Below are 23,897 nucleotides of genomic sequence, written 5' to 3'. Positions count from 1 at the left end.
TAAAAGGCATCATTGCAACGCGGATGCCTTTTATTTGTTTTTTATTTTAGAGATCTGTTTAGATGCCTGAGGCAACACTTCGATTAGACAATCAGACCGAGAAGAAAGTTCCTCTCGGAACCACCTTTTTTGATCTGGTCAAATCGCTCGGAAAACTCAAAGAGGTCATCGCGGTCCGTGTGAACGGTCAGCCGAGAGACCTCTCGACAGCGGTCGAAGGAGATGCGGAGATCGCCTTCCTCACTTTCGACTCTCCGGAAGGGAAAGAGGTCTACCGCCACAGCTCCGCCCACCTCATGGCCCAGGCGGTGAAAGAGGTTTTTCCAACCGCGAAAATGACGATCGGCCCGGCCATTGAAGAAGGCTTCTACTACGATTTCGATTTCGAACGCCCCTTTACCCCCGAAGACCTCGAGAAGGTCGAAGCAAAGATGGTGGAGATCACCAAGCGCGATCTCCGAATTTTCCGGATGGAGCTTTCGAAAGAAGAAGCGATTCGGCTCTTTCAGGAGCGTGGAGAGCCATACAAAGTCGAGTTGATCGAAGAGATTGAACCGCCGATCTCGGCCTATCGGCAAGGAGACTTCATCGACCTCTGCATGGGGCCGCATCTCCCCTCCACCGGCAAGGTCAAAGCCTTCAAGCTCCTCTCGAGCGCCGGCGCCTATTGGCGCGGCAGCGAGAAGAACAAGATGCTCCAGCGGATCTACGGAACCTCTTTTGCCAAGAAAGACGAGCTCGATGCCCATCTAAAGAAGCTGGAAGAGATTAAAAAGCGAGACCACCGAAAGCTCGGGAAAGAGCTCGACCTCTTCTCCTTCTCCGACGAGATCGGCCCCGGATTGGTCCTCTGGCACCCGAACGGCGCGATTATCCGGAAGACCCTCGAAGACTTCTGGCGCGAAGCCCACGTGAAGTCGGGGTATGAGTTGGTCTTCTCCCCGCACATCGCCCGACTCGACCTCTGGAAGCAGAGCGGCCATCTGGAGTTCTACAAAGAGAACATGTATGCGCCGATGGACATCGACGGGATGCCGTTCGAGCTCAAGCCGATGAACTGCCCTTTTCATATCATGATCTACAAGTCGCATCTTCGCAGCTACCGGGACCTCCCGTTTCGCTGGGCCGAGTTGGGAACAGTCTACCGGTATGAACGCTCCGGGGTGTTGCATGGTCTCTTGCGGGTCCGGGGGTTCACCCAAGATGACGCCCATCTTTTCTGCCGTCCCGACCAGATCGAGTCGGAGATCTTGAAGGTTCTCGATTTTACCACCTTTGTCTTAAAGACCTTCGGCTTCGAGAGCTATGACATTTACCTCTCGACCCGTCCCGAAAAGTTCGTCGGGAGTCCCGAGCGGTGGGAGCAGGCGACCTCGGCCCTGGAAGGGGCGCTGAAGCAGAAGGGGCTTGCCTATCAGATCGATCCGGGAGAGGGGGTCTTCTACGGCCCCAAGATCGACATGAAGATCAAAGATACGTTGGGACGGTCGTGGCAGTGCACCACGATTCAGATCGACTTCAATCTTCCGGAACGCTTCGGGATCACCTACCGCGGCGAGGATGGGAAAGAGCACCAGCCGATCATGATTCACCGCGCGCTGATGGGCTCGATTGAGCGCTTCTTCGGCGTCCTCATCGAACACTATGCAGGGGCCTTTCCGGTCTGGTTGGCGCCGCTTCAGGCGAAGATCCTCCCGATCACCGAGCGCCAGCGGGAGTACGCAGGACAGATCCACCAGCGGCTTCGAGAGGCCGGGATTCGATCGGCCATTGACGATCGGAATGAGAAGATCGGCCTGAAGATCCGAGAGGCCCAATTGATGAAAGTCCCTTATATGTTGGTCGTCGGCGATCGGGAAGCGGCCGATCAGACCCTGGCCGTCCGAAACCGGGCGGGGGAGAGCAGTGGGATGACGCTCGACGCCTTCGAGAAAAAAATTTTGGAAGAGATTGCAACACGCGCCATTTAATGCGATGAGACGGGCCATGCGTCTCCGCTTAGAATTTAACCAGGGAGGTTTTATATCGCTGCAAAATTAAGAATCAATCTGGAAATCCGGGCAAGAGAGGTTCGGGTCATCGGACCCGAGGGAGAACAGTTGGGCATCATGTCGGCCCGGGATGCAACCAAAAAAGCGGAAGAATACGGGCTCGACCTGGTCGAGGTCGCTCCGACGTCGGCGCCTCCGGTCTGCCGAATCATGGATTTCGGCAAGTACAAATATGAGCAGAGCAAGAAAGACCATGCCGCCAAACAGAATCAAAAGGGAACGCATGTCAAAGAGGTGAAATTCCGGCTCTTCACTGGAGAGCACGATCAGGATTTCAAAATACGTCATGCAGAGGAATTTCTTGCAGAGGGCTATAAGGTAAAGATCACGCTGATGTTCCGAGGCAGGGAGATGGCCTACCAGCCGAAGGGACGGGAGATTATGGGCAAGATTCAACAGGCGCTGCTAGAATCGGGACAGCCGGAATATCCTCCGAAGATGGAGGGAAACAGCATGACCATGATCATGGTTCCAAAATCGGTAAAGGAGAGTAAATGAAAGCAAAACTGAAGACGCATCGGGGGGCCGCGAAACGGTTTAAGGTGACCGCCACCGGCAAAGTCATGCAGCGGCGTGCCGGAAAGCGGCACCTGCTCACGAGCAAGTCGGCGAAACGGAAACGGGCGCTTGGAAAAGCCGTCCCAGTCCATAGCGGCGATGCGCGTATCATGGAACGGCTCCTCCCATACAAGAGGTAGTCGCTCCCTATTTAAAGAACAAAGGAGTTGGAAAATGCCTAGAGCAAAAGGGGGTCCCAAGACCCGAGAACGGCGGAAAGATCGCCTGAAGATGGCGAAGGGGTACTATGGCGGCAAAAGCCGGCTCTATCGAAGCGCCACCGAGGCGGTCGATAAGTCGCTTCTCTACGCCTACCGTGACCGGCGGCAAAAGAAGCGCGACTTCAGAGGCCTCTGGATTGCCCGAATCAATGCGGCGGTCCGTAGCCATGGAATGACCTACAGCCGGTTCATGGAAGGGTTAAGAAAAGCGGGAATCTTGCTGAATCGAAAAATCCTCGCCGAGATGGCGGCCCATGATGCCAACGGATTCGGCCAGATCGTTTCAGCAGCCCAGGCACAGCTGAAAGCCTGAAAGAATAAATAAGGCGGATTGGTAAAGATTCGCTTGGATCAGAAAGAATCGATCAGAGAACCGATTTGATTCGGAAAGGGCGGTGGATCGAAAAATCCAGCGCCCTTTTTATTTTTTGACTTAAAGTGACTCGAGGTTGATCTCAAAGGTGACGGTCGGCATCCCGATCTGCCATCGGGTCAGAACGTCCGGATCGATCTCCCCGATCAAGCCGACTTCCCGTTCCCCGATGAAGATCGCCCCGGCCCGCCCATCGATGAACGTCGGATGGGAGAGCGCTTCGAGCCGATACCGAAGCGAGAGATTGTAGAAAAGCGCCTCCAAGACGGCCTGAAGCTCCGAGAAGTTGGCGGTCGGATGGGCGATCAATCCTGCCAGAAGCACCCGCGTCTCCGTCTCTTGGCCCGATGCCGTCCACCGCGCCACCTCCCCGACCTCAAAGATCCGATGCGGATAATACGCCTTGGAGCTCGCCCCCTCCACCCGCATCAACGACGGGAGGAGCCAGGGGCGAAGGACCGAGAAGCGCTCGGTCATCGGATTCTTGATCTCGATCAATCGCGCCTCGGGCCGCCCTTTTCCGACCCCCTCGATGCGCATCCGCTCGACGAACTCCTGCCGCGCGCCGAGGACGTTCGAGAAGACCTCCTGAAAACCGAGCCCCACCATCTCCTCACGAAGCCGATCGGCGCGCCGCTCCAGCGGCGAGAGCGAACCGACGGTAAAGGTCGACGGCATCTCCGGCGTAAACGACGCAATCCCCCGACTGATGACGACATCTTCGATCACATCGATCGGGTGCATCGTATCGTCGCGGTACGGCGGCGCCGTCACACGAAGGCGCTCTTTCCCGCCGGCGACGGTATACCCATAACGGGAGAGAAGCGAGACGGCTTCTGCATCGGTCATCTTCTCCCCCAAAACCTGATTGATCTCTTCGAGCGTCACCTCCAGCGGCGACGAGAGATCAAACGGCATGACGACCTCGCGGCCGAGCTCGGTCTCCTCGGGAAATTGAACCGCCACCGGCTCGATCGTCGCCCCCCGGTCGGCGAGGTTGCAGGCGAAGATATTCAGCGCAAGGACAACCATCCGGAGGTCGGTGCCGGTCACCTCGACAAAAAGGTCCGCGTCGCCGACCTGGACCTCGCCGATCTCCCGGCTGTTGATGATCGGCGGAAAGGAGAGGATCTGATCTTTGGAATCGATCAGAATCGGATAACGGGTCGCCCCCTTTAACGTAGGGACATAGGCAATCCCTTTCGGATGGCGCGTCACGATTTCCGCGAGGGTCATCGGCTGGTCGAATCCGAGCGGCGTAAAGCGGGTCTGCGCCGGATCGGCGGTCTCATATCGGACCGGGAAGACTATTTTCGGAAGACGGTACAGCCCGATCGAGACGGTCTGGCGCTTCCGCCCGAAGATATCGGCGAGCTTCTCCTGCGTCTGGATCAGCTGGAGCAAGATCGGCTCGGTGACCGTCATCCCTCGCGATACACAGGCGGCCAGATAAGGACGGATCGTCTTTAACTCCTGGGCGACCGTGACCTTCCGGTCCGCCGACCTCTTTTGAGGGGAGAAGAAAGGATAGTCCTTTCCCTTCGATTCCATGAGCAGGATCTGTCGCGCAATCCCTTCCGGGCTCCAGAGGTCGGGCCGGTTGCTGTCATTGAGCTCGATCTTGGCCGTGTCCTCTTTAGGAAGAAAGTCTTTAACCTCTCCCTTGACCCGTTCCAGCAGGGTTTCCAGTGCAGCCTCGCTGATTTTTTTTCCGAGGAGCGATTCAAAGTCGCTAATCTTGATCTCAATCGTCGGCATATCTTTCCGTTTTTAACTCCGCATTCCGCAATGGCCTAGGAAAAGGAGCGGCCACCTGTCCAAAATCCGCATTCTCTTTATCCAACCCCTTCTTGCACAATTCGCTTTTCGCGGATGAATCCTAAATCGGGCGAGAAGAGATCCCGGATGTCGGAAATCCCAAGCGCCACCATCGCCATTCGGTCGAGCCCCAACCCCCAGGCGATCACCGGGACATCAACCCCAAGCGGGCTCCGCAGCTCCGGCCGGAAGAGGCCGGCCCCGCCAAGCTCCATCCATCCAAGCTTCGGGTGGCGGACATGCATCTCCACCGACGGCTCGGTAAAGGGGAAGTAGGCCGGGAGGAATTTGATCTCCTCCGCCCGGGCGATCTCTTTCGCGAAAAGGGTCAACAGGCCTAATAAAGTCCGGAAGTGGATCTCTTCGCCGAGGACGATCCCCTCGACCTGAAAGAAGTCGGGCGCGTGCGTGGCATCGACCTGGTCATATCGAAAACAGCGTGCGATCGAGAAATATTTTCCCGGCACCTTGGCCCCGGCGCCAAGCGTCCGGGCGGAAACCGCCGTCCCCTGGCTTCGAAGAATGAGCCGGCGGGTCCGCTGAACGTCGAAGGGATAGCGCCAGCCGCGCGAGCCGGTCTCTCCGCCGTTCTGGTGCGCCGCGGCGACCCGTCCGATCACGTCGTCCGGAATCGACCGGTCGACCCCGTCGACGAAGTAAACGTCATGGATCTCCCGGGCCGGATGGAATTGCGGCATGTAGAGCGCGTCCATGTCCCAGAATTCATTTTCGACCAAGGGGCCGCGCATCTCCTCGAACCCCATCGAGACGAATTTTTCTTTCACCTGGTCGAGAAAGCTTCGATAGGGATGTTTTCTTCCGCCGACGATCCGGGGGGGAGGCAGTTGGATATTGTACTTCCGAAACCGCTTTCCCCGCCAGCTCCCCTCTTTGAGCATCTCGGGGGTCAGCGTCCCGATCTCTTCCGCGCCGCCGGACGATTGCGCCTGCTGAGAGAGCGGTCCAAAACGCTCGGTCGGCGCATAGCTCCGGCTGACCCGCTCGCTGACCCGGAAGACCCCTTTCGACTTGCTCCGCTTTCGATGATACGCGGCAATGGTCGCCTGATCTTCGGAAGAGAGGGCAGCGATCTCGGTCTCCTCTGTGTGTTCATTCAGCCGCTCGATCGTCGCTTGAAGTTGCTCGAACTCGGCGAGCTTCGACGGATCGGCCAACTCAAGCAATCCTCCAGGGATCACTCTGACGGCGGCCGTCTCCTTCAACGCGCCGATTGCGGCGCTCTTCTCCTCCGCCTCCAGGTCGGTCCGCTGCTGCAGCTCCCGGATCGGAACCTGCCCGCGCTGCCGGATCTCCTCGGCGAGCCGCAGCACCGGATTTTTCTGCGCGGCGTACGACCGGCCGACCTCGGTGAGGAGGACGAATTCCTGCCGCCGCTCTTCGACCACCTTTAATACCTCTTTGGTTAGGAGCCAGCCGAGCGCCATCGAGAGCTGAGAGGGCTGAATCGACGGATCGCGCCGGAGGAGATCCTCCTCGCTCACCGCCGCTTCGCCCTGAAAGAGGGGAAGGACTTTTCGCTCGAGCGGATGAAGGCTCTCGGCTAATTTTTGAATTTCATTTTCGTCCATCATATTCTCTGTTTCATTCCGCAATCCGAATTCCGCGATAGAGTTAGGAGATGGCCTCTCGAAATTGGTGGATCGTCTTCCCGTAGTCGGGACTTTCAAAGATCGCCGAGCCGGCCACGAAAACATCGACCCCCGCCTCGGCGAGCCGCTGGGCATTGCTCGTTTTGATGCCGCCGTCGACTTCAAGGTCGACCGCCAATCGCCGCGTGTCGATCATCTGCCGCGCGGCCCGGATCTTATCGAGGACCTTCGGAATAAATTTCTGCCCGCCGAAGCCTGGATTGACCGACATCAATAAAAGAAGATCGATGTCGCCCAAAATCTCTTCAATCAGGAAGAGCGGCGTCCCCGGGTTGAGTGAGACCCCGGCGCGGGCCCCTTCTTGTTTGATCAATTGAACCGTTCGATGGAGGTGCGTGCAGGCCTCCACATGGACCGTCACCGAGGTCGCCCCCTCTTTGATAAATTCGGGGATCAGATGATCGGGCTCGACGATCATCAGATGAACATCGAGCGGAAGGGCGGTCACCTTCTTCGCCGCCTCGACGATCAACGGTCCGACGGTGAGGTTCGGGACGAACCGCCCGTCCATCACGTCGATATGAATCCAGTCGGCGCCCGCGGCGTCGACCGCTTTAATCTCCTCTCCGAGACGGGAGAAGTCGGCCGACAAAATCGACGGCGCGATTTTTTTATCTTTCTTGCCTGCGGCTGCCATTTCTTCCTCCTACCGGACCTTCACCCAACGGACGGCAAAAAACTGGTCCATCTTATCCGAATTAAAGCGCGTTGTAAATTGATTCTGTGCGTCGACATATCTTCGGGCCGGCGCCGGCAGACTTTCCCTCGGATCTTCCCGCGTCAGCTCCGGATGGGCCGCTTCAAACGCCGCCGCCTGCGCTTCATTCTCCTCCGGCTCGGTAGAGCAGGTCGCATAGATCAATCGGCCGCCGACCTTCAGATGCGGAAGCGCCCCCTCTAAAATCGTTCGCTGCTCCTGCACATCGTCGCTGATAATCGTCGGTTTTTTTCGCCACTTCCCCTCCGGAATCCGCCGCAAAATCCCGAGGGAGGAGCAGGGGGCATCGATGAGGATCCGATCGTAACGCCGATTGGCAGCGGTGGCTTGATCGAGCGGCTCCACCGAGACCCCCGGCGTCTGAAGCCGTCCGAGATTCTCCCGGGTCAATGCAATTCGGCCTCGATCGAGGTCGGTGGCGGTGATCCGGCCCTTCCCTCCGGAGAGCTCGGCAAGGTGGCTCGTCTTCCCACCGGGCGCGGCGCAGTAATCGAGGATTTCTTCCCCCGGCTGCGGATCGACCAGATAGGAAATGAGCTGGGCCCCTTCATCCTGAACGTAAAAAAGCCCCTCCCGATACGCTCGAAGGGAGGAGACGGAGACCCCCTTGAGGAAGAGGGCGTCCGACAAAAGGGCCGCGGACGAGACGGTCGCCCCTTCCTCTTGAAGCCGGCGGGCGAGCGCATCGCGGTCGATCTTTAGCCGGTTCGCCCGAAGGGTCGTCGGCGGGATCTCATTGTTCAACCGGCAGAGCACCTCCGTTTTTTCAAAGCCCCAGCGGTCGAGCCATCGTCGGACCATCCATTCGGGATGAGAGGTGGTGACGGCGAGATAGGCGGCCGGATCGCGTTTCAGATCAGGGGTCGGGAGGGCATTTTTCTGTCGAAGGACGTTCCGAAGAAGGCCGTTCACCAGCCGTCCGGCGGCGATCCCCTGCGCCGCTTTTGCCAATTCGACCGAGGTGTTCACCGCAGCGGAGGGGGGGATCTTGGTGAGGAAGAGAAGTTGATAGAGTCCGAGGCGCAAGATATTCCGGATCGCCGGCTGGAGGGAAACTCGGGAGAATTGATCAATCTGCCAGTCGAGATAGCCGCGCTGGCGGAAAATCCCATAGACGAGCTCGGTGAGAAGCGCCCGGTCGCGCCGGTCTATTAAATCGTGGGCGGTCAGATAACGATCGATCAGGACGCTTAAGTCGTCCCGACTCGCCTCCGACTCTCCCAGAAGAAACAAAGCCCCCGACCGGGCGGCCGGGGGCTTGTTCTTGGAACGAATCAGCTTCTGTTTGGAGATGGGCTTACTTTTTTCTCTCTTATCTATCGTCGTTACCTTATCTGCCTTCGTTACCTTATCTGCGGCCGTAGACCATTCCTTCCAGTCGCGCAATCCGCTCTTCCATCGGCGGATGGGTCGAGAAGAGCGACATCACCCCGCCGCCTCGAAGGGGGCTGACGATGAAGAGGTGGGCGGTCGCCGGGTTGGCATCCATCGGGATTCGCTGAACCCCGGCTTCCAGTTTTCGAAGCGCCTCGGCGAGCCAGAGCGGGTTGCCGCAGAGCTTCGCCCCGCCGGCATCGGCCTCAAACTCACGGGAGCGAGAGACCGCCATCTGGATCAGCATGGCGGCAATCGGCGCGAGTATGATCATCACGATCGCACCGAGTCCGCTGGCGCCCCCCTCGCGATCATCCGATCGCCCGCCAAAGCCGCCGAAGATCATCGCCCATTGGGCCATGTTGGCGAGCATCGAGATGGCGCCGGCCACGGTGGCGGCGACGGTGGAGATGAGGATATCGCGATGCCGGACGTGCGAGAGCTCATGCGCCAAGACCCCGGTCAGCTCTTCGCGGTTGAGAATCCGCATGATTCCGCTGGTCACCGCGACGGCGGCATGGTTCGGGTTGCGGCCGGTCGCGAAGGCGTTTGGGGTCGGATTGTCGATCATGTAGACCTTCGGCATCGGCATCTGCGCCCGCATCGCCAGATCGGCCACAATGCTATAGAGTTGCGGCGCTTCGGCCTCGGTCACCTGCTGGGCCCCATACATCTTTAAAACGATCTTGTCCGAAAACCAGTAGCTCACCCCATTCATCACCAGGGCAAAACCAAACGCCAAGACCATCCCCTGATTTCCGCCCAGCGCCTTCCCGGCAAACACCAGCAGGACGGTCAAGAGGGTCAGAAAAAAGGTTGTTTTCAGTGCATTCACGGAGAGACCTCCTTATCGATGCAGAACAGACCGTTCCTGGATCGGGTGCCCGGCCGCATATTCGTGGACCGTCATCTTTCGACCCCCTTCCGGCTGCAATTGGTCTATTAAGATATAACCCATCCCTGCCGCCACTTCAAGTCCTTTATCGGAGAGGCGGAGGATCTCCCCCGGCGTTCCCCAGGTTCCATCCCGGCTGCCGATCCGAAGACGAATGATTTTCCACCGCTCTTTCTCATAGAAGGTTGCACTTCCCGGCCAGGGGGCGACGCCGCGGGCCCGATTGAAAATCGCCTCGGCGCTCTCCTCCCAGCGGATGAGGCCGTCTTCTTTCTTCAATAATGGCGCAAGGGTTGCCTGGGAGTCGTCTTGAGCCATCGGCGTCAGCGTCCCCGCTTTTAAGCGGCCGAGCGTCTCCATCAAGAGGGCGGCCCCCGCCTCGGACAGACGCGGCGCCAAGGTCTCCGCCGTTTCCTCCGGGTCGATCGGAACGGCCCGCCGGAGAAGCATCGCCCCGGTGTCCATTCCGGCATCCATCTGCATCGTCGTGATCCCGCTCTCGCGCTCTCCCCGAATGAGGGCCCACTGAATCGGGGCGGCCCCCCGGTATTTGGGAAGGAGCGACCCATGGACATTGATGCAGCCAAAGGGGGGGATTTTCAAGACCGATTCGGGAAGGATCTGACCGAAGGCGACGACGACGATCAAGTCGGGCGAGAGTTGGGCGAGCGTCTGGATAAACCCGGGGTCCTTTCTGATCCGCTCCGGCTGAAAAACTGGAATCGAACGCTGCGCGGCGGCCACCTTAATCGGCGGCGGCGTTAAGACCTCTCCCCGCCCCTTGGGGCGGTCGGGCTGGGTGACGACCGCGATGACCTCTTCGGAATCGGCGAGCGCTTGGAACGAGGGGAGGGCAAAGGCGGGTGTTCCCATGAAGATGGCGCGGAGTCGTTTCGAGAGCGGAGGCGGCATTTCAAAAGCTTTCCCCTTGCTTTAACATTTTTTTGAATTTGCGAAAGAAGATGTCTTTTTTGAGGCTGCTGAAGCGGTCGACCATTAAGACCCCGTTGATATGGTCGATCTCATGTTGAAAGAGGCGGGCGAGCAATCCCTCCCCTTCTAACCGGATCTCTTTCCCCTCACGGTCGACCCCTCTGAGCAGGACCCGATAGGCCCGCTTCACCTTCTCATGATATCCGGGAATCGAGAGACACCCTTCGTCTGCGATCTCCTCCCCTTCCATCTCAATGATCTCAGGGTTAATGATCACCAGGGGGCCTTTGCGCGCCGTGGGCTCCTCTTCCTGCACGGAGAGGTCATAAACGAAGAACCGATGGGGGTCGCCGACCTGAGGCGCCGCCAGGCCAAGCCCGGGCGCAGCATAGAGGGTCTCGATCATATCATTAATCCGCGCCTGGAGCGTGCCGTCGATCTCTCGGACCTCCTCCGCCCGATTCAGCAAAACCGGCGTCGGATATTTTACGATTTCTAAAACAGCCATGCGAACTCCTTAACCCATCTCAATGCTTAAATAAAAAATTATACCGACCGGTCCTACCTTAATCAAGCTCTTTCTCGGCAGCCTTAAGTCAGAGTCCAGGTTGAGATCCATTGTTGCGAAGATTGAATCGATGGTGCTCACCTTACTATATTGTCCTTCAACCGTTTCCCTTCGACAAGCTCAGGGCGAACGGACTTCGGTTCCCTTTTCTCCTTCCATGCTGAGCTCGGAAGCACATTTTCAGTCCGTTATTCCCGCTCTGCCCGTGGCCCTCATCAGCGGTTCACCACCAGGCCATTTTATTTGGTTGCAAATTTTTAGACTACATATTAATATCGACTGTGGTTCAGGCAATCCGATTCTATCGCTTCAAAAACAAAAAACTGATACTTACGATACGAACGGAGGAAAAGATGAAACATCTTCTCGGTGCGATCGGTGTGATGGCGCTTTCACTCAGCCTCGTGATTCCGCTCCAGGCTGCGGAGAAAGAAACCAAAAAGGGAAAAACCGGGATCAAAAACATGTCTCAGGAAGAGTTGGTCAAGTTGGCGATGAGTGCCGCGCCTGAGCACATCTCAAAAGATGCGACGATCATGGTGCCGGGTCCGGACGGCAAACTGGTCGAGGCGAAGAAGGGGAGCAATGGATTTACCTGCATCCCGGATGTGGATGGAATGTCGGTTCCCGATCCGATCTGCTTTGACGCGGAGTCAGGCAAGTGGGTGAATGATCTCATGAGCGGGGCACCCAAACCGACCAATACTGCCCCCGGCATCGCCTACATGGCGCGGGGCGGCTGGCATTTCGAAAAAGATGGAAAGATCTTGATGAAAAACGAAGCGGGGGCAAAAACAATGCAGGAGCCGCCCCACTGGATGGTCTTCTGGCCGTTCGATTCAAAGACGAGCGGCATCCCCTCGATGCCGAGCAAACTCGGCAGCTATGTTATGTGGGACGGCACCCCGTATGCTCACATGATGATCTATCAAGACCCGAAGAAAATGAAATAATGATCGGTCGAGCAGTAAAACAGTCCGCTTTCGTCAAGGAGCCTCCGTCTACACGGGGGCTCCTTAGGCCGAACGGGTCGATCGTCTCTTTCTTGTTTTGGTGGCCAGCTCCAACATCCGCTCCCGCCCTTCCTCTTTCAGCAGCTTTTGAATGATCCGCTTTCCCGCCTCGACCCCCGGCTGGTCAAAAGGATTGATCCCATAAAGCTTTCCGGCAAAGACCGTCTGATACTCAAAGAAATAAAAAAGCGCTCCGAGGTGATACGCGTCGACCGCCGGCACAATCAATTTGCAGCTCGGGCGGGCCGCCTCGGTTAAAGAGGCTTCGATCCCGCGTTGCTCAATCTTCAGAAGGCCGCCGAGCGTGTGGCCGGCCAACAGGGCCAACGGGTTGTCGGCCCGGACGGTCGGAAAGGAGAGGTCTCTCTCCAACGTTTCCACCACCAGGAACTGAATCGTCTTATCGAGCGGCCCCTCCATATAAAGTTGCAGCTGCGAGTGCTGATCGGTCGCCCCCACGGCGACCACCGGCGTCTGGCCGACCGGGGTCTTTCCGCCGCCCAATACCTTCTCTTTTCCAAGGCTCTCCGCCCAGAGCTGGGCAAACCACTGCGCCACCCCAACCAGCTGCTCCGAGTAGGGCATCGTGACGAGGATGTTCCGCTTTTTGATTAAAAAAGACCAATAGTGAATGAACGCGGCCCAGATCGCGCCGTTTTCATGGGAAGCACATTTTCGGAACTCTTCGTCGAGATCGGCCGCCCCCTGCAACATCGACTGGATGTCGACTCCGGAAACAGCCGCCGGGAGAAGACCGACCGGCGTCAAGACCGAGTAGCGCCCCCCGATCTGCTCCGGGATTTCCAAGATCTCATATCCTTCTTTCAGCGCGATCTCCCGCAACGCTCCCTTTTTCGGATCGGTCGTCACAATGAAATGGCCCGTCCCCTTCTCCTTGCCGACTTTCTTATAGATCCATTTTTGGAATAAAAGAAACTGCGCCAGGGTCTCAATCGTCCCGCCGGACTTGGTCACGACATTGACGACCGTCTTCGCCGGATCGAGCAGGTCGAGCAGCGGCGCCACCTCCGTCGGATCGACATTGTCGAGAAAGAACATCCGCGGTCCGTTCCGCTCCGTCTTAGAGAGAAGGTTGTAGTAGGGAGAATGAAGCGCCTGCTGGATTGCGATCGGCCCCAACGCCGACCCGCCGATCCCCAGGAGGACGAAGTTCTCAAAACGGCCCCGGATTTTCTTGGCGATCGCAGTCACCTTCTCCGTCGACTGGGACGGCAGGTCTAGAAAACGCATCAATCCTTTGTGTCGGTCTTCTCGAAAGGAGCGGTCGATCTCCTCCAGCAAGGGAAACGCACGCGAACACTCTTCCTCACTCATGCCATTAACCGGCCCGATCTGGTCGGACATCATATTTCTGAAATCGAATGTCAGGGCTGGAACGCGCTTCATGCTTCCTCCTCAATCATCAACTTGACTTCCGTATCCCCGTTTGTTAGGATGCAGTTGCGGGGTGGAGCAGTCTGGTAGCTCGTCGGGCTCATAACCCGAAGGTCGTCGGTTCAAATCCGGCCCCCGCAACCAAGTTACCCCAGATTAAATCGCCTGCATTCGAGAATTCAAATTTACCGCAGGCCGTCGAAGAAGGTTAGCTCTTGAGGCTAACCTTTTTTATTTTTACCCCTTCCAACCGACCTTAAGCATCTTTACGTTTGAGTCGTCCTCTTTCCGTGAGACAGTCAGGCAACACTATAGAATAATGTTTCAAACGATTCAATGGAAAAAGCGTATTTCTCACCAAGGACGCTTCCGGAACGTCCCCGCCCCTTTGAAAAAAGGCGAAAAGTTTTTTCTCCCCTCGCTGAAAAAGACCGATACCTCGCTCTTTCCCTTGACGAAACAGGGTTAGCCGATATACTGGGGAGGCAATCCGCACTTCCACTGATCTATAAGAGAATGAAAATTTCGACCCCCCTTCAACGATATTGTCTTGCGCTCGCAGTCGTCGCCCTTCTCTTTTTATTAAGAACGATCCCGGGCCTTCCTGTCGCTACGGGGAGCGGGTCTCTTCTTTTGTTTGCCGCCGCTGCCATCTGCGGACGGGCCGGCGGCATCGGACCCGGCCTTCTCGTCTCTTTCTTTTTCCCGCTGATCGGCTCTCTTCGAGGCTCCGAAGCCTCCCTCGGCATCGGCCCGCTCCTTCTTGGAGGAATTTTGGCCACCCTTCTCGGCGCGAGATGGGGGTCGGCCCGACGCAGCGAGGAGGCGTTGAAAATAAAAAAACTCAAACTGGAGAAAAAACTCGTCGATCAAAATCACGTTGAGGAGGAGCTCAACGCGGCGCTCTCTCTGACCCATTCCGCGCTCGAATCGACCACGGACGGGCTCTTGATGGTCAACCGAGAGGGGAAGATGACCGGTCACAATAAAAAGTTTGTTGAGATGTGGCGGATTCCTTCCGAAATCGTCGCTTCCCGGGACGACAACCAGGCACTCGCCTACGTTCTTGAACAGCTGAAGGAGCCGGAGCGCTTCCTCGCCCAGGTCCGAGCGCTCTATGCCGAGCCCGATACCGAAAGCTTTGATCTCCTCGAATTCAAAGATGGACGGCTCTTCGAGCGCTACTCCAAACCTCAGAAAATCGAAAACGTCGGTGTGGGACGGGTTTGGACCTTTCGGGATGTCACCGAATCGCGGCGAAACGAGCAGGCGCTTCAGGAGCAGGCGATTCGAGATTCGCTGACCGGGCTGTATAATCGCCGCTACTTCGACCAACGGACGGAAGATGAAATCGTCCGCGCCGACCGGGAAAACCAGCCGTTGGCCATCTTGATGTGCGATCTGGATTCTTTCAAAGTGTTAAATGACACCCTCGGGCATCAGGTGGGAGATCGGGTCTTGAAGGCGGTGGCGATGAGCATCCTCGATTCCACCCGGGGGATCGATCTGATTTTCCGATGGGGCGGCGATGAAATCGTGGTGCTCCTCTCTAAAACGACCCGGGAGGGGGTTCTCACCGCCGCGACCCGGATCCGAGAGGGAATCCTGAAAATCGGAAAAGAGCTCGACATCCCGCTTGATCTGAGCATCGGCGCCGCCCTCTACCCCGAGCATGGCCGCACGATTGACGCGTTGATCAACATGGCCGACCGCTCCCTTTATATCGCTAAAAAGGGAGGGGACAAGATTCACATCGGCGATATGGAATATGTTTTGGATGAAGCTGCGGTGCAGATCGTCTTTCAGCCGGTCGTGTCGCTCCCCTCGCGCGACATCATCGGATACGAAGCGCTGAGCCGCGATCCGTCTCTTCGGCTGAGCATTCAAGATCTCTTTAAAAAATATCAGGCGATCGGACAGCTCAGCGAGTTGAAGCGAATCTGCTTTCTCGCTCAATTGAAGGAGGCGCAGGCGCTTCAATTAAAGCGGGTCTTCATCAATGTCGATTTCCATCTTCTCGACCAACTCCCCCTCCTTTCTAAACCGCCCGATCTCGATGTCATCCTGGAGATCTCGGAATCGGAGGCGCTCCTGGGGATTGACCGATATCTTGAGATCGCCCGCCGGTGGAGAGGAGAGGGATTTCGGTTCGCCATCGACGACTTCGGCGCCGGCTTCGTCTCCTTCCCCTTCATCTCGCAATTGGTCCCGGAATATATTAAGATAGATCGGTCGGCCCTCTTGCAAGCGGTCGCATCCACCCCCTTTCGGAAATTCATGAAAGAGCTGGTCGGGACGCTGAGAAATTTCGAAGCGTCCGGAATTATCGCCGAGGGAATCGAAACAGAGGAAGAGCTGCAGGTCGTCCGCGAGATGGAGATCTCCCTCGCACAAGGTTTTCTCCTCGGAAAACCGGAGAAACTCCATCAAACAAGACACTCTTCCTCCTTCCATCAGTAGCTCTCGCGGTAGATTTCGATGAATGACCGGCGTCCTTCGGAAAGCAAACCTGCATCGGAGACCGTCCGGCGGCGGATCCTCTCCGCGCTCGACGATCAGACGATGACCGCGCGCGATCTCTCGAAGCAGCTTCGGATTTCAGAAAAAGAGGTCCTCGCCCACCTGGCGCACGTGGGAAAGAGCCTCCACCCGCCGAAACGTCTCGTCGTGGAACCCTCCCTTTGCAACAAATGCGGATTTACCTTCGACGATCGCCGGAAATTCTCCATCCCGAGCCGCTGTCCCCGCTGTCACCACGAGGGAATCTCCCCTCCCGCCTTCCGAATCGTACCGCGCTAGACTTTGAATCCGAATTTTTCCAATCCCGTCGCAATGTGAATCCGTTCTTGACCCTTCCCGAGATCCATGATATCCGTTGAGGAGTTTTGGAGAGCGCCCTTGGACATCTTCATCGCCCGCCAGCCGATCTTCGACCGGAATCAGGAGGTGTTCGCCTACGAGCTCCTCTTCCGCTCCAGCCTCGAAAATTTCTTCAGCCACCCCGACCTTGACCAGGCTTCGAGCAAGGTCGCGCTCGACAGCTTCTTTACCCTGGGGATCGATACGATTACGGGGGGGAAGAAAGCCTTCGTCAACATCGGCCGCGAGATGCTGGTCAACGGGTATGTCGCCCTTCTCCCGAGAGAATTGACCGTGGTCGAGATCTTAGAAGTGGTTCAGCCCGATCCGGCCGTTCTCGCCGCCGTCCGAAAGCTCAAACAGGCGGGATATCTGATCGCGCTCGATGATTTCGTCAACCACCCCCATCTTAAACCGTTGGTCGACCTGACCGACATCATCAAGGTCGACTTCTTGGCGACCGACAAGAAGGAGCAGGCTGCGCTGGCTGAGCACTACGCGCCGCGGGGGATTCAACTCGCCGCGGAAAAGGTCGAGACCCGGGACGCCTTTGAAGAGGCGCTCAAGCTCGGATATACCTATTTCCAAGGCTATTTTTTCGCAAAACCAACCATCATCGTCGGCAAGGAGGTCCCCGGGTTCAAATTGAACTATCTTCGGATCCTCCAAGAAATCCAGCAGCCTGAATTGAACCATGAAAAGGTCGAAGAGATTCTGAAGACGGAGGTGTCGCTCTCCTACAAACTGCTCCGCTACATCAACTCCGCTTTTTTCGGCTGGCGGGTCGAGATTCGATCGATCCAACATGCCGTGGTGATGCTTGGAGAAGATGACTTTAAGCGATGGGCTTCGTTTATCGCCCTCTCCAGCATGGGGAAGGACAAGCCGAACGAGCTCGTCTTCCAGGCCATTCTCCGGGCGCGTCTCTTAGAGCGCTTGGCGCCGGCGGTCCGTCTCTCCGAACGGGCCCAGGATCTTTTTTTAATGGGGCTTTTCTCGCTGATCGATGCCATCGTCGACCGTCCCATCGTCGACATTTTAATCGATTTGCCGATCGCCGACGATATCAAGGCGGCGCTGCTGGGAGAGCGGGGACGCCTGCGGGATATTTATGAGATGGCGGTGGCGTATGGACAGGGGGCTTGGGGTCCCTTTTCGGAGCTTGCCCTGAAGCAGGGGGTCGATGAGAGCCGCTTGCCTCCGATTTATCGGGAAGCGTTGGAGTGGGCGAGCCGAAGCTTTTCATCGGCACAGGGGGCGGAGTAACCGCTCGATCCGCTCGATCCGATAGACTTAAAGGACAGGACGATGGAGATCAAACCGCGGCAGGCCGCCCTCATCCTCGCTTGGCTTTTCCTGACCGCCGCACCCCCTTTTGTTTCTCATGGAACGGGAGAAGCGGCGCCGTCGATCGAAAATCGATCGCCCCCGCAGACCGCCCGGCCCGGGAAACAGGTCGAGAAAGGGGTCTTTCTCATCGCCGATCGTCGCCTCCTCGACCCGAATTTCGCCGAAACGGTTGTCTTAATCACCGCCCATGGAACGCAAGGGAGCGTCGGGGTGGTGATCAATCGGCCGACCGCGACACCGCTGGCACGCGCCTTCCCGACCGTCAAAGCGTTTGAAAACCGGTCGGAGCGGCTCTTTATCGGCGGGCCGGTCCAGCGCGAGGTGATGATCTTCCTTTTTCGGACCGATGCGCCGCCCGAATCGTCGATTCCCATCTTCGAACGCGTCTACAGCGCCCCGATCATCGACACCTTAAGCGGGCTGATTTCTCGAGGACGTCCGAACGACCGCTTCCGGATCTATTCCGGTTATGCCGGGTGGGGACCGGGCCAACTGGAACATGAAATCGATCGGGGCGATTGGCGGCTCCTCCCCGGAGAGGCCGAACGGCTCTTCAAAGACGAGACCGACTCGATCTGGGAGGAGCTGTTCCGACGGAGCTCACAGCAGTCGGTCAAGGCGTGTGGTCGGATCGACCCCTGCACCGCCCCGATCGGTCCCGGCCTAGATTAATTTCCAAGTTTATCCCTCTCTTGCCCTCTCGCCATCCCGCGCATCTCTTCAAAGAAAGCCGCGCATCCCAGCGGTCCTTCCGGACGGGCCCTTATCGACTTTTGATGCGACCGACCGAATAAAAATCCAAGGGCCAAAACGGGAAGGTATTCTGCCTAACGTCTCAATTTTATTGCTTCCGCGCGGAATACTGTGTTATATAGAAATTTTCCGTTCGATCGTGTGGACGGGTACGGCAAGGAGGCTTCCGTGAAGAAGCGTGCATTGACCCCCTCGTGGATGAAAGAAGGAGAAAAATACCTGATGGGGAACTACGCCCGGTTTCCCCTGGTTTTGAAAAGAGGGAATGGGGCGACAGTCGTCGATGTCGATGGAAAGCGCTACCTCGATTTCGTCAGCGGGGTGGCGGTGAACGTCCTCGGTCACTGCGATCCGCGGGTCGTCAAAACGCTTCAGAAGCAGGCGGAGACGCTTCTCCATGTCTCCAACCTTTACTACAACCTTCCCCAGATCGAGCTGGCGAAGCTTTTAGTCACCGGCTCCTTTGCCGAGCAGGTCTTCTTTTGCAACAGCGGGGCGGAGGCAAACGAGGCGGCGATCAAGCTCGCCCGGAAATATGCCAAGGAGAAACGCGATCCGGGCCGATTTGAAATCATCGCGGCGCACGGCTCCTTTCATGGTCGGACGCTGGCGACCGTCACCGCCACCGGCCAGGAGAAATACCAAAAAGGCTTCGAGCCGCTTCTCCCCGGCTTTCTCCATGTCCCCTACGGCGACCCGGGCGCGATCGAAAAGGCGATCACCCCCCGCACCGCCGCCCTCCTGCTGGAGCCGATTCAGGGGGAGGGAGGGGTTCGAATTCCGCCGAAAGGCTACCTCGCCCGGGTGCGGGAGATTTGCGATGCCCACCGGCTGCTCCTGATTCTCGACGAGGTCCAGACCGGCATTGGACGGACCGGCCGGCTCTTCGCCTATGAACAGGAAGGAATTCTCCCCGACATCATGACGCTGGCCAAGGGGCTCGGCGGCGGGGTGCCGATCGGGGCGATGCTGGCGACCGGTGAGGTCGCGGCGTCCTTTACCCCGGGAAGCCATGCGTCGACCTTCGGCGGCAATCCACTCGTCTGTGCCGCCGGGGTGGCGGTGATGAAGCAGGTGGCCCGGGCCCCTTTTCTCAAGGGGGTTCGTGAACGGGGCGGGTATCTGATGAAGCGGCTCTCGGAGCTTCAGCAGAAAAGCGCCGTCATCAAAGAGGTCCGCGGGATGGGACTGATGGTCGCAATCGATCTGACGGTCCCGGCGGCGGAGGTCATCAACAGAGCGATGTCACGGGGGCTCCTTCTGAATAAAACATCCGATCAAACCCTCCGGTTCGTTCCGCCGCTTACGATCAGACGGCAGGAGATCGATCGGATGATTTCCATTCTCTCCGATCTATTGGAGGAAGAAAAGTGAAGGAAGAAAAGCGAGGATCTGGCACCGCCCGTCCGAGCGTGGGGCCTGGGGGCATCGGAGCGTCCCACCGACCGGGAGCGGACGGGCCTCCAGATAAAATGGAGGCGCACCATGCCGAAGCGTGACCTGCTCAGCCTGGCATCGTTACCGATCGACGAGATCGAGTGGCTCTTGAGCCGGGCCCAGTTTTATAAAAATCGGAGCCGCGCCTCGCGGGAGTCGCACCCCCTTGCGGGACGGTCGATCGGCCTTCTCTTTGAGAAATCGTCGACCCGGACCCGCGTTTCGTTTGAGGTGGCGGTCAGCCGGCTCGGCGGGCATCCGATCTTTCTCTCATTCGACGACATCCAGATCAAGCGGGGCGAGACCATCGGCGATACGGCGCGGGTTCTCTCCGGCTATCTCGACGGCCTGGTCATCCGAACCTATGAGCAGGAAAAGCTGGAAGAGTGGGCGCAAAACGCGGCGATCCCGATCATCAATGGGCTGACGGACCAGCACCACCCCTGTCAAATTCTCTCCGACCTTCTCACCATCCTGGAAAAACGTGGAAAGCTCAAGGGGCTGACGCTGGCCTATATCGGCGACGGGAACAATATCGCTCACTCGTTGATGGAGGGGGGGGCGAAGGTCGGGATGCGGGTCGTGATCGCCTGCCCGAAGAAATTCACCCCCGACCCTGTGATTATTCGAAGGGCCCAGGCGATCGCCCGGGAGACCGGCGGACGGGTCGAAGTGATCCACGATCCGATCGCCGCGGCGAAAGGGGCCGACATCTTCTATACCGACGTCTGGGTCTCGATGGGACAGGAGAAAGAGCAGCGGGCGCGACGTAAAATTTTCAAGCCGTATCAGATCAATCAAAAATTGATTGCGCAGGCCAAAACCGATCTGCTCGTCATGCACTGCCTCCCCGCCCACCGGGGGGAGGAGATCGCCGCCGAGGTGATGGACGGACCGCATTCAATCGTCTTCGATCAGGCCGACAATCGCCTCCCGATGCAGCAGGCGATCTTAGAGAGATGGATTGGGTAGATCGACCGATCGGCTTAAGACTTAACACAGATCAGCCCCGAGGCTTTTAGGAAAGAGGAGCATGGACAAAAAAATAAAGAAAGTGGTTTTGGCCTATTCCGGCGGTCTCGACACCTCGGTGATCATCCGCTGGCTGATCGAGCGATATCGCTGTGAGGTGGTTGCCTTTTGCGCCGACGTCGGACAGGGGGAAGAGCTCGATGCGGTCGCCGAGAAGGCAAAAAAGACCGGGGCGAGCAAGGTCGTCATCACCGATTTAAAAGAGATCTTCGCGAAAGAGTACCTCTTCCCGATGCTCCGGGCGAATGCCGTCTATGAGGGATCATATCTGCTCGGGACCTCGATTGCCCGGCCGTTGATTGCCAAAGCCCAAATGGATGTCGCAAAAAAAGAGCGGGCCGATGCGGTGGCGCACGGCGCGACCGGCAAGGGGAACGACCAGGTCCGGTTCGAGCTGACCTATCTCTCGATCGATCCGTCGATCGAGATCATCGCCCCCTGGCGCGACTGGGAATTCAAATCCCGCTCCGAGCTGATCGCCTACGCCCATCAGTACGGCATCCCGGTGACGGCGACGGTGGCGAAACCATACAGCATCGATCGCAATCTCTTTCATGTCAGCTATGAAGGGGGAATTTTGGAAGACCCCTGGCGCGAGCCGCCCGCCGAGATGTTCACCTTTACCGCGTCTCCCGAGTCGGCGCCCGACGCGCCGCACTATGTCGAGATCGGCTTTGTCGACGGCGATCCGGTCTGCCTCGACGGAAAGAAATACTCCCCGGCGAAGCTGGTCGCCGAGTTGAACCGCATCGGCGGGGCCCATGGGATCGGGCGGGTCGACCTGGTTGAAAATCGGTATGTCGGGATCAAATCGCGCGGGGTCTATGAGACCCCCGGCGGGACCCTCCTTCATCTGGCCCACCGGGCGGTCGAATCGCTGACGCTGGATCGGGAAGTCCTCCATCTGCGCGACAGCCTGATCCCGCAGTATGCGCGATTGGTCTACTACGGCTACTGGTTCTCCCCCGAACGAGCATTGCTCCAGCAGTTGATCGACGGCGCGCAAAAAGGGGTGACCGGAACGGCCCGGCTGAAGGTTTATAAAGGAGCGGTCACGGTCGCCGGCCGCAAATCGCCCCGCTCGCTCTATCGGCAAGAGATCTCGACCTTTGAGAAGGACACCATCTACATTCCGAAAGAGGCGGAAGGATTTATTCGCCTCAATGCGATGCGACTGAAACTCCTCGCCATGAACAAGAAGGGACAAAGAGGATTGCGTGGTAAGAAAAAGTAAAAATAAAAAACCGGGCAAAGAAATTGGAAACCCGCGGGGGAAAAAATCGGCCTCTGATTCCGCAATCCGCAACCCGCAATCGGCAATCGCCTCTTCCCCCGCCTTTACCAAAGCCTGGGAAGGCCGCTTCGCCGAGGCGACCGATCCGCTCGTGGAGCGATTCACCTCGTCGTTCTCGTTTGACCGGCGGCTCTATCGGTATGACATTCAGGGGAGCCTCGCCCACACCGAGGCGCTCGCCCGGGCCGGCCTGCTGACCGAGGCCGAGCGTAAGACGATTCTGGGCGGCCTCAAGACCATCGCGGCGGAGATCGCCGCCGAAGGCGTTCAGGCCGCGCCGGCCGATGAAGACATTCATATGCACATCGAGCGTCGCCTGGTGGAAAAGGTCGGCGCCGTCGGCGGAAAGCTCCACACCGGCCGGAGCCGAAACGATCAGGTCGCGCTCGATCTTCGTCTTTATCTTCGGGAAGAGACCCGAACGATACTGGAGCAGATCCGGTCGGTTCAGGGGGCGCTGGTCTTCCAGGCGGAGCGTCACATCGAGACGATTCTCCCCGGCTACACCCACCTGCAGCGGGCCCAGCCGATCTCGCTGGCGCATCAGCTCCTCGCCTACTACGAGATGCTGGAACGAGACCGGGGGCGGTTGCTCGACAGCCTCAAGCGGCTTGACCAGATGCCGCTCGGCGCGGGGGCGCTCGCCGGAAACGGTTTTTCGATCGACCGCACATCGGTCGCGCGGGCCCTTGGCTTCTCCGAGGTGACCGCCAACAGCCTCGATACGGTCAGCGACCGAGATTTTGTCGTGGAGTTTCTCTCGGCCGCCTCACTGACGATGATGCATCTTTCCCGATGGGCGGAGGAGTGGATCCTCTGGGCCTCCTCGGAGTTTCGGTTCATTGAGCTTCCCGACCGCTTCTGCACCGGGAGCAGCATGATGCCGCAGAAGAAGAATCCGGATGTACTTGAGCTAATCCGCGGTAAAACCGGCCGGGTGTATGGGGCGCTGGTCACCCTGTTGACGTTGCTGAAGGGGCTTCCCCTCTCCTATAATAGGGATCTACAGGAGGACAAGGAGCCGCTCTTTGACACGGTCGACACCCTTCAAAGCGCGCTGCGGCTGATGGCGGAATTGGTTCAGCAGGCTTCGTTCAAAGAAGAAAAGATGCGGGAGGCGACCCGAGAGGGCTTTCTTTTGGCGACCGACCTGGCCGACTATCTCGTCCGAAAAGGGCTTCCGTTTCGCCAGGCGCACAAGGTGATCGGACAGATCGTTCAGCGGAGCCTGGAGCATGGAAAGCCGGCGGAAGCCTGGACGCTCTCCGAACTCCAGGAATGCTCCCCCCTTTTTCAAGAAGATGTGGCCGATTGCTTCTCGCTCAGCCGTTCTTTAGAGAGAAAAGGGGGAATCGGCGGAACCTCGCCCGCCTCCATCTCGGCAGAACTCCGCAGGATCAAGCGCAAGCTGAAGGAGTAGGAAGCGTTTCGATATTCCGTAGGGGCATTGAACCGAGATGAAAAAGCAGCTATACTACCTTCTCATCTTTTTTCTCTTGTTTTTATGCTTTCACTTTATAGCGGCTTGTGGTAGAAAGGGAAATCCGATCCCGCCGGACCAACCCCGTCGGGCGAAACCGGCCCC

The 23,897-nt window shown here is 58.0% G+C and carries 21 protein-coding genes and 1 tRNA gene; 14 read left to right on the top strand and 8 right to left on the bottom strand.

Annotated features, from left to right (window positions below; all coding sequences use genetic code 11):
• The first annotated feature begins 62 nt into the window (after nucleotides 1-62).
• From thrS to rplT, 4 genes are read left to right on the top strand one after another with little or no spacing between them, the layout of a single operon-like run.
• Entirely contained in the window at nucleotides 63-1,970 is a 1,908-nt protein-coding gene (thrS, locus tag HY282_01525) for a threonine--tRNA ligase (GenBank protein ID MBI3802428.1), read from the top strand.
• A 54-nt stretch (nucleotides 1,971-2,024) separates the two neighbouring features.
• Entirely contained in the window at nucleotides 2,025-2,549 is a 525-nt protein-coding gene (locus HY282_01520; GenBank protein ID MBI3802427.1) for a translation initiation factor IF-3, read from the top strand.
• The gene (gene rpmI / locus HY282_01515) at nucleotides 2,546-2,749 is read left to right on the top strand and encodes a 50S ribosomal protein L35 (protein ID MBI3802426.1); all 204 of its coding nucleotides are present in this window, start codon (nucleotides 2,546-2,548) and stop codon (nucleotides 2,747-2,749) included. Before HY282_01520 ends, rpmI begins: the two co-directional genes overlap by 4 nt.
• Before the next feature lie 34 nt (nucleotides 2,750-2,783).
• The gene (gene rplT, locus HY282_01510) at nucleotides 2,784-3,143 is read left to right on the top strand and encodes a 50S ribosomal protein L20 (protein MBI3802425.1); all 360 of its coding nucleotides are present in this window, start codon (nucleotides 2,784-2,786) and stop codon (nucleotides 3,141-3,143) included.
• Nucleotides 3,144-3,263: 120 nt separating this feature from the next.
• Here rplT and pheT read toward each other — a convergent pair whose 3' ends face one another.
• The 7 genes from pheT to def all read right to left on the bottom strand — a co-directional run bounded on the left by pheT (nucleotide 3,264) and on the right by def (nucleotide 11,119).
• Complete coding sequence (pheT, locus tag HY282_01505) at nucleotides 3,264-4,961, bottom strand: phenylalanine--tRNA ligase subunit beta (GenBank protein MBI3802424.1); 1,698 nt, start codon at nucleotides 4,959-4,961, stop codon at nucleotides 3,264-3,266.
• A gap of 77 nt (nucleotides 4,962-5,038) precedes the next feature.
• Entirely contained in the window at nucleotides 5,039-6,613 is a 1,575-nt protein-coding gene (locus tag HY282_01500) for a phenylalanine--tRNA ligase subunit alpha (GenBank protein MBI3802423.1), read from the bottom strand.
• Nucleotides 6,614-6,653: 40 nt separating this feature from the next.
• Nucleotides 6,654-7,328: a ribulose-phosphate 3-epimerase gene (locus HY282_01495; GenBank protein ID MBI3802422.1), complete on the bottom strand. Its 675-nt coding sequence runs from the start codon at nucleotides 7,326-7,328 to the stop codon at nucleotides 6,654-6,656.
• A gap of 9 nt (nucleotides 7,329-7,337) precedes the next feature.
• On the bottom strand, nucleotides 7,338-8,795 hold the full coding sequence (rsmB, locus tag HY282_01490) for a 16S rRNA (cytosine(967)-C(5))-methyltransferase RsmB (GenBank protein MBI3802421.1): 1,458 nt from the start codon (nucleotides 8,793-8,795) through the stop codon (nucleotides 7,338-7,340).
• Complete coding sequence (gene htpX, locus HY282_01485; GenBank protein ID MBI3802420.1) at nucleotides 8,758-9,618, bottom strand: zinc metalloprotease HtpX; 861 nt, start codon at nucleotides 9,616-9,618, stop codon at nucleotides 8,758-8,760. Before htpX ends, rsmB begins: the two co-directional genes overlap by 38 nt.
• A 12-nt stretch (nucleotides 9,619-9,630) precedes the next feature.
• Entirely contained in the window at nucleotides 9,631-10,590 is a 960-nt protein-coding gene (locus HY282_01480; GenBank protein ID MBI3802419.1) for a methionyl-tRNA formyltransferase, read from the bottom strand.
• A 1-nt stretch (nucleotide 10,591) separates the two neighbouring features.
• On the bottom strand, nucleotides 10,592-11,119 hold the full coding sequence (gene def, locus HY282_01475) for a peptide deformylase (protein MBI3802418.1): 528 nt from the start codon (nucleotides 11,117-11,119) through the stop codon (nucleotides 10,592-10,594).
• A gap of 413 nt (nucleotides 11,120-11,532) precedes the next feature.
• Here def and HY282_01470 point away from each other — a divergent pair, with 413 nt between their 5' ends.
• Entirely contained in the window at nucleotides 11,533-12,132 is a 600-nt protein-coding gene (locus HY282_01470) for a hypothetical protein (GenBank protein MBI3802417.1), read from the top strand.
• A gap of 63 nt (nucleotides 12,133-12,195) precedes the next feature.
• Here the strand turns inward: HY282_01470 and HY282_01465 are convergent, their stop codons facing one another.
• Nucleotides 12,196-13,599, bottom strand: a complete 1,404-nt coding sequence (locus tag HY282_01465) for a glucose-6-phosphate isomerase (protein MBI3802416.1) — start codon at nucleotides 13,597-13,599, stop codon at nucleotides 12,196-12,198.
• Nucleotides 13,600-13,654: 55 nt separating this feature from the next.
• On the opposite strand from HY282_01465, the gene HY282_01460 reads away from it, so the two are divergent.
• From HY282_01460 to argH, 9 genes are all read left to right on the top strand, one after another.
• Nucleotides 13,655-13,731, top strand: a tRNA-Met gene (locus HY282_01460).
• Between the two features lie 372 nt (nucleotides 13,732-14,103).
• Nucleotides 14,104-16,047 (top strand): diguanylate cyclase, encoded by a 1,944-nt coding sequence (locus tag HY282_01455; protein ID MBI3802415.1) that lies wholly within the window; start codon nucleotides 14,104-14,106, stop codon nucleotides 16,045-16,047.
• A gap of 18 nt (nucleotides 16,048-16,065) precedes the next feature.
• Entirely contained in the window at nucleotides 16,066-16,386 is a 321-nt protein-coding gene (locus tag HY282_01450) for an ArsR family transcriptional regulator (protein ID MBI3802414.1), read from the top strand.
• A gap of 99 nt (nucleotides 16,387-16,485) precedes the next feature.
• Complete coding sequence (locus HY282_01445) at nucleotides 16,486-17,712, top strand: HDOD domain-containing protein (GenBank protein MBI3802413.1); 1,227 nt, start codon at nucleotides 16,486-16,488, stop codon at nucleotides 17,710-17,712.
• 42 nt (nucleotides 17,713-17,754) lie between these two features.
• Nucleotides 17,755-18,468, top strand: a complete 714-nt coding sequence (locus HY282_01440) for a YqgE/AlgH family protein (protein MBI3802412.1) — start codon at nucleotides 17,755-17,757, stop codon at nucleotides 18,466-18,468.
• 279 nt (nucleotides 18,469-18,747) lie between these two features.
• Nucleotides 18,748-19,923, top strand: a complete 1,176-nt coding sequence (locus HY282_01435) for an acetylornithine transaminase (protein MBI3802411.1) — start codon at nucleotides 18,748-18,750, stop codon at nucleotides 19,921-19,923.
• Nucleotides 19,924-20,034: 111 nt separating this feature from the next.
• Nucleotides 20,035-20,958, top strand: coding sequence for an ornithine carbamoyltransferase (gene argF / locus HY282_01430; protein ID MBI3802410.1), 924 nt, complete (start codon nucleotides 20,035-20,037; stop codon nucleotides 20,956-20,958).
• Nucleotides 20,959-21,019: 61 nt separating this feature from the next.
• Entirely contained in the window at nucleotides 21,020-22,252 is a 1,233-nt protein-coding gene (locus HY282_01425; protein ID MBI3802409.1) for an argininosuccinate synthase, read from the top strand.
• A gap of 85 nt (nucleotides 22,253-22,337) precedes the next feature.
• Nucleotides 22,338-23,732 (top strand): argininosuccinate lyase, encoded by a 1,395-nt coding sequence (gene argH, locus HY282_01420; GenBank protein ID MBI3802408.1) that lies wholly within the window; start codon nucleotides 22,338-22,340, stop codon nucleotides 23,730-23,732.
• Nucleotides 23,733-23,897: the final 165 nt, after the last annotated feature.

This window comes from Candidatus Manganitrophaceae bacterium, from assembly GCA_016200325.1.
GTDB lineage: Bacteria > Nitrospirota > Nitrospiria > SBBL01 > Manganitrophaceae > Manganitrophus.
Note: the sequence above shows the minus strand (reverse complement) of the source record. Positions and strands in the feature narration are given on the sequence as shown.

Coding starts and splice junctions, on each gene's coding strand:
- argF (MBI3802410.1), top strand. CDS start 20,035: ATGCCGAAGCGTGACCTGCTCAGCCTGGCATCGTTACCGATCGACGAG.
- HY282_01500 (MBI3802423.1), bottom strand. CDS start 6,613: ATGATGGACGAAAATGAAATTCAAAAATTAGCCGAGAGCCTTCATCCG.
- HY282_01455 (MBI3802415.1), top strand. CDS start 14,104: ATGAAAATTTCGACCCCCCTTCAACGATATTGTCTTGCGCTCGCAGTC.
- HY282_01495 (MBI3802422.1), bottom strand. CDS start 7,328: ATGGCAGCCGCAGGCAAGAAAGATAAAAAAATCGCGCCGTCGATTTTG.
- rpmI (MBI3802426.1), top strand. CDS start 2,546: ATGAAAGCAAAACTGAAGACGCATCGGGGGGCCGCGAAACGGTTTAAG.
- thrS (MBI3802428.1), top strand. CDS start 63: ATGCCTGAGGCAACACTTCGATTAGACAATCAGACCGAGAAGAAAGTT.
- HY282_01480 (MBI3802419.1), bottom strand. CDS start 10,590: ATGCCGCCTCCGCTCTCGAAACGACTCCGCGCCATCTTCATGGGAACA.
- HY282_01470 (MBI3802417.1), top strand. CDS start 11,533: ATGAAACATCTTCTCGGTGCGATCGGTGTGATGGCGCTTTCACTCAGC.
- HY282_01425 (MBI3802409.1), top strand. CDS start 21,020: ATGGACAAAAAAATAAAGAAAGTGGTTTTGGCCTATTCCGGCGGTCTC.
- HY282_01450 (MBI3802414.1), top strand. CDS start 16,066: ATGAATGACCGGCGTCCTTCGGAAAGCAAACCTGCATCGGAGACCGTC.
- pheT (MBI3802424.1), bottom strand. CDS start 4,961: ATGCCGACGATTGAGATCAAGATTAGCGACTTTGAATCGCTCCTCGGA.
- rplT (MBI3802425.1), top strand. CDS start 2,784: ATGCCTAGAGCAAAAGGGGGTCCCAAGACCCGAGAACGGCGGAAAGAT.
- HY282_01465 (MBI3802416.1), bottom strand. CDS start 13,599: ATGAAGCGCGTTCCAGCCCTGACATTCGATTTCAGAAATATGATGTCC.
- HY282_01440 (MBI3802412.1), top strand. CDS start 17,755: ATGGAGATCAAACCGCGGCAGGCCGCCCTCATCCTCGCTTGGCTTTTC.
- HY282_01435 (MBI3802411.1), top strand. CDS start 18,748: ATGAAAGAAGGAGAAAAATACCTGATGGGGAACTACGCCCGGTTTCCC.
- def (MBI3802418.1), bottom strand. CDS start 11,119: ATGGCTGTTTTAGAAATCGTAAAATATCCGACGCCGGTTTTGCTGAAT.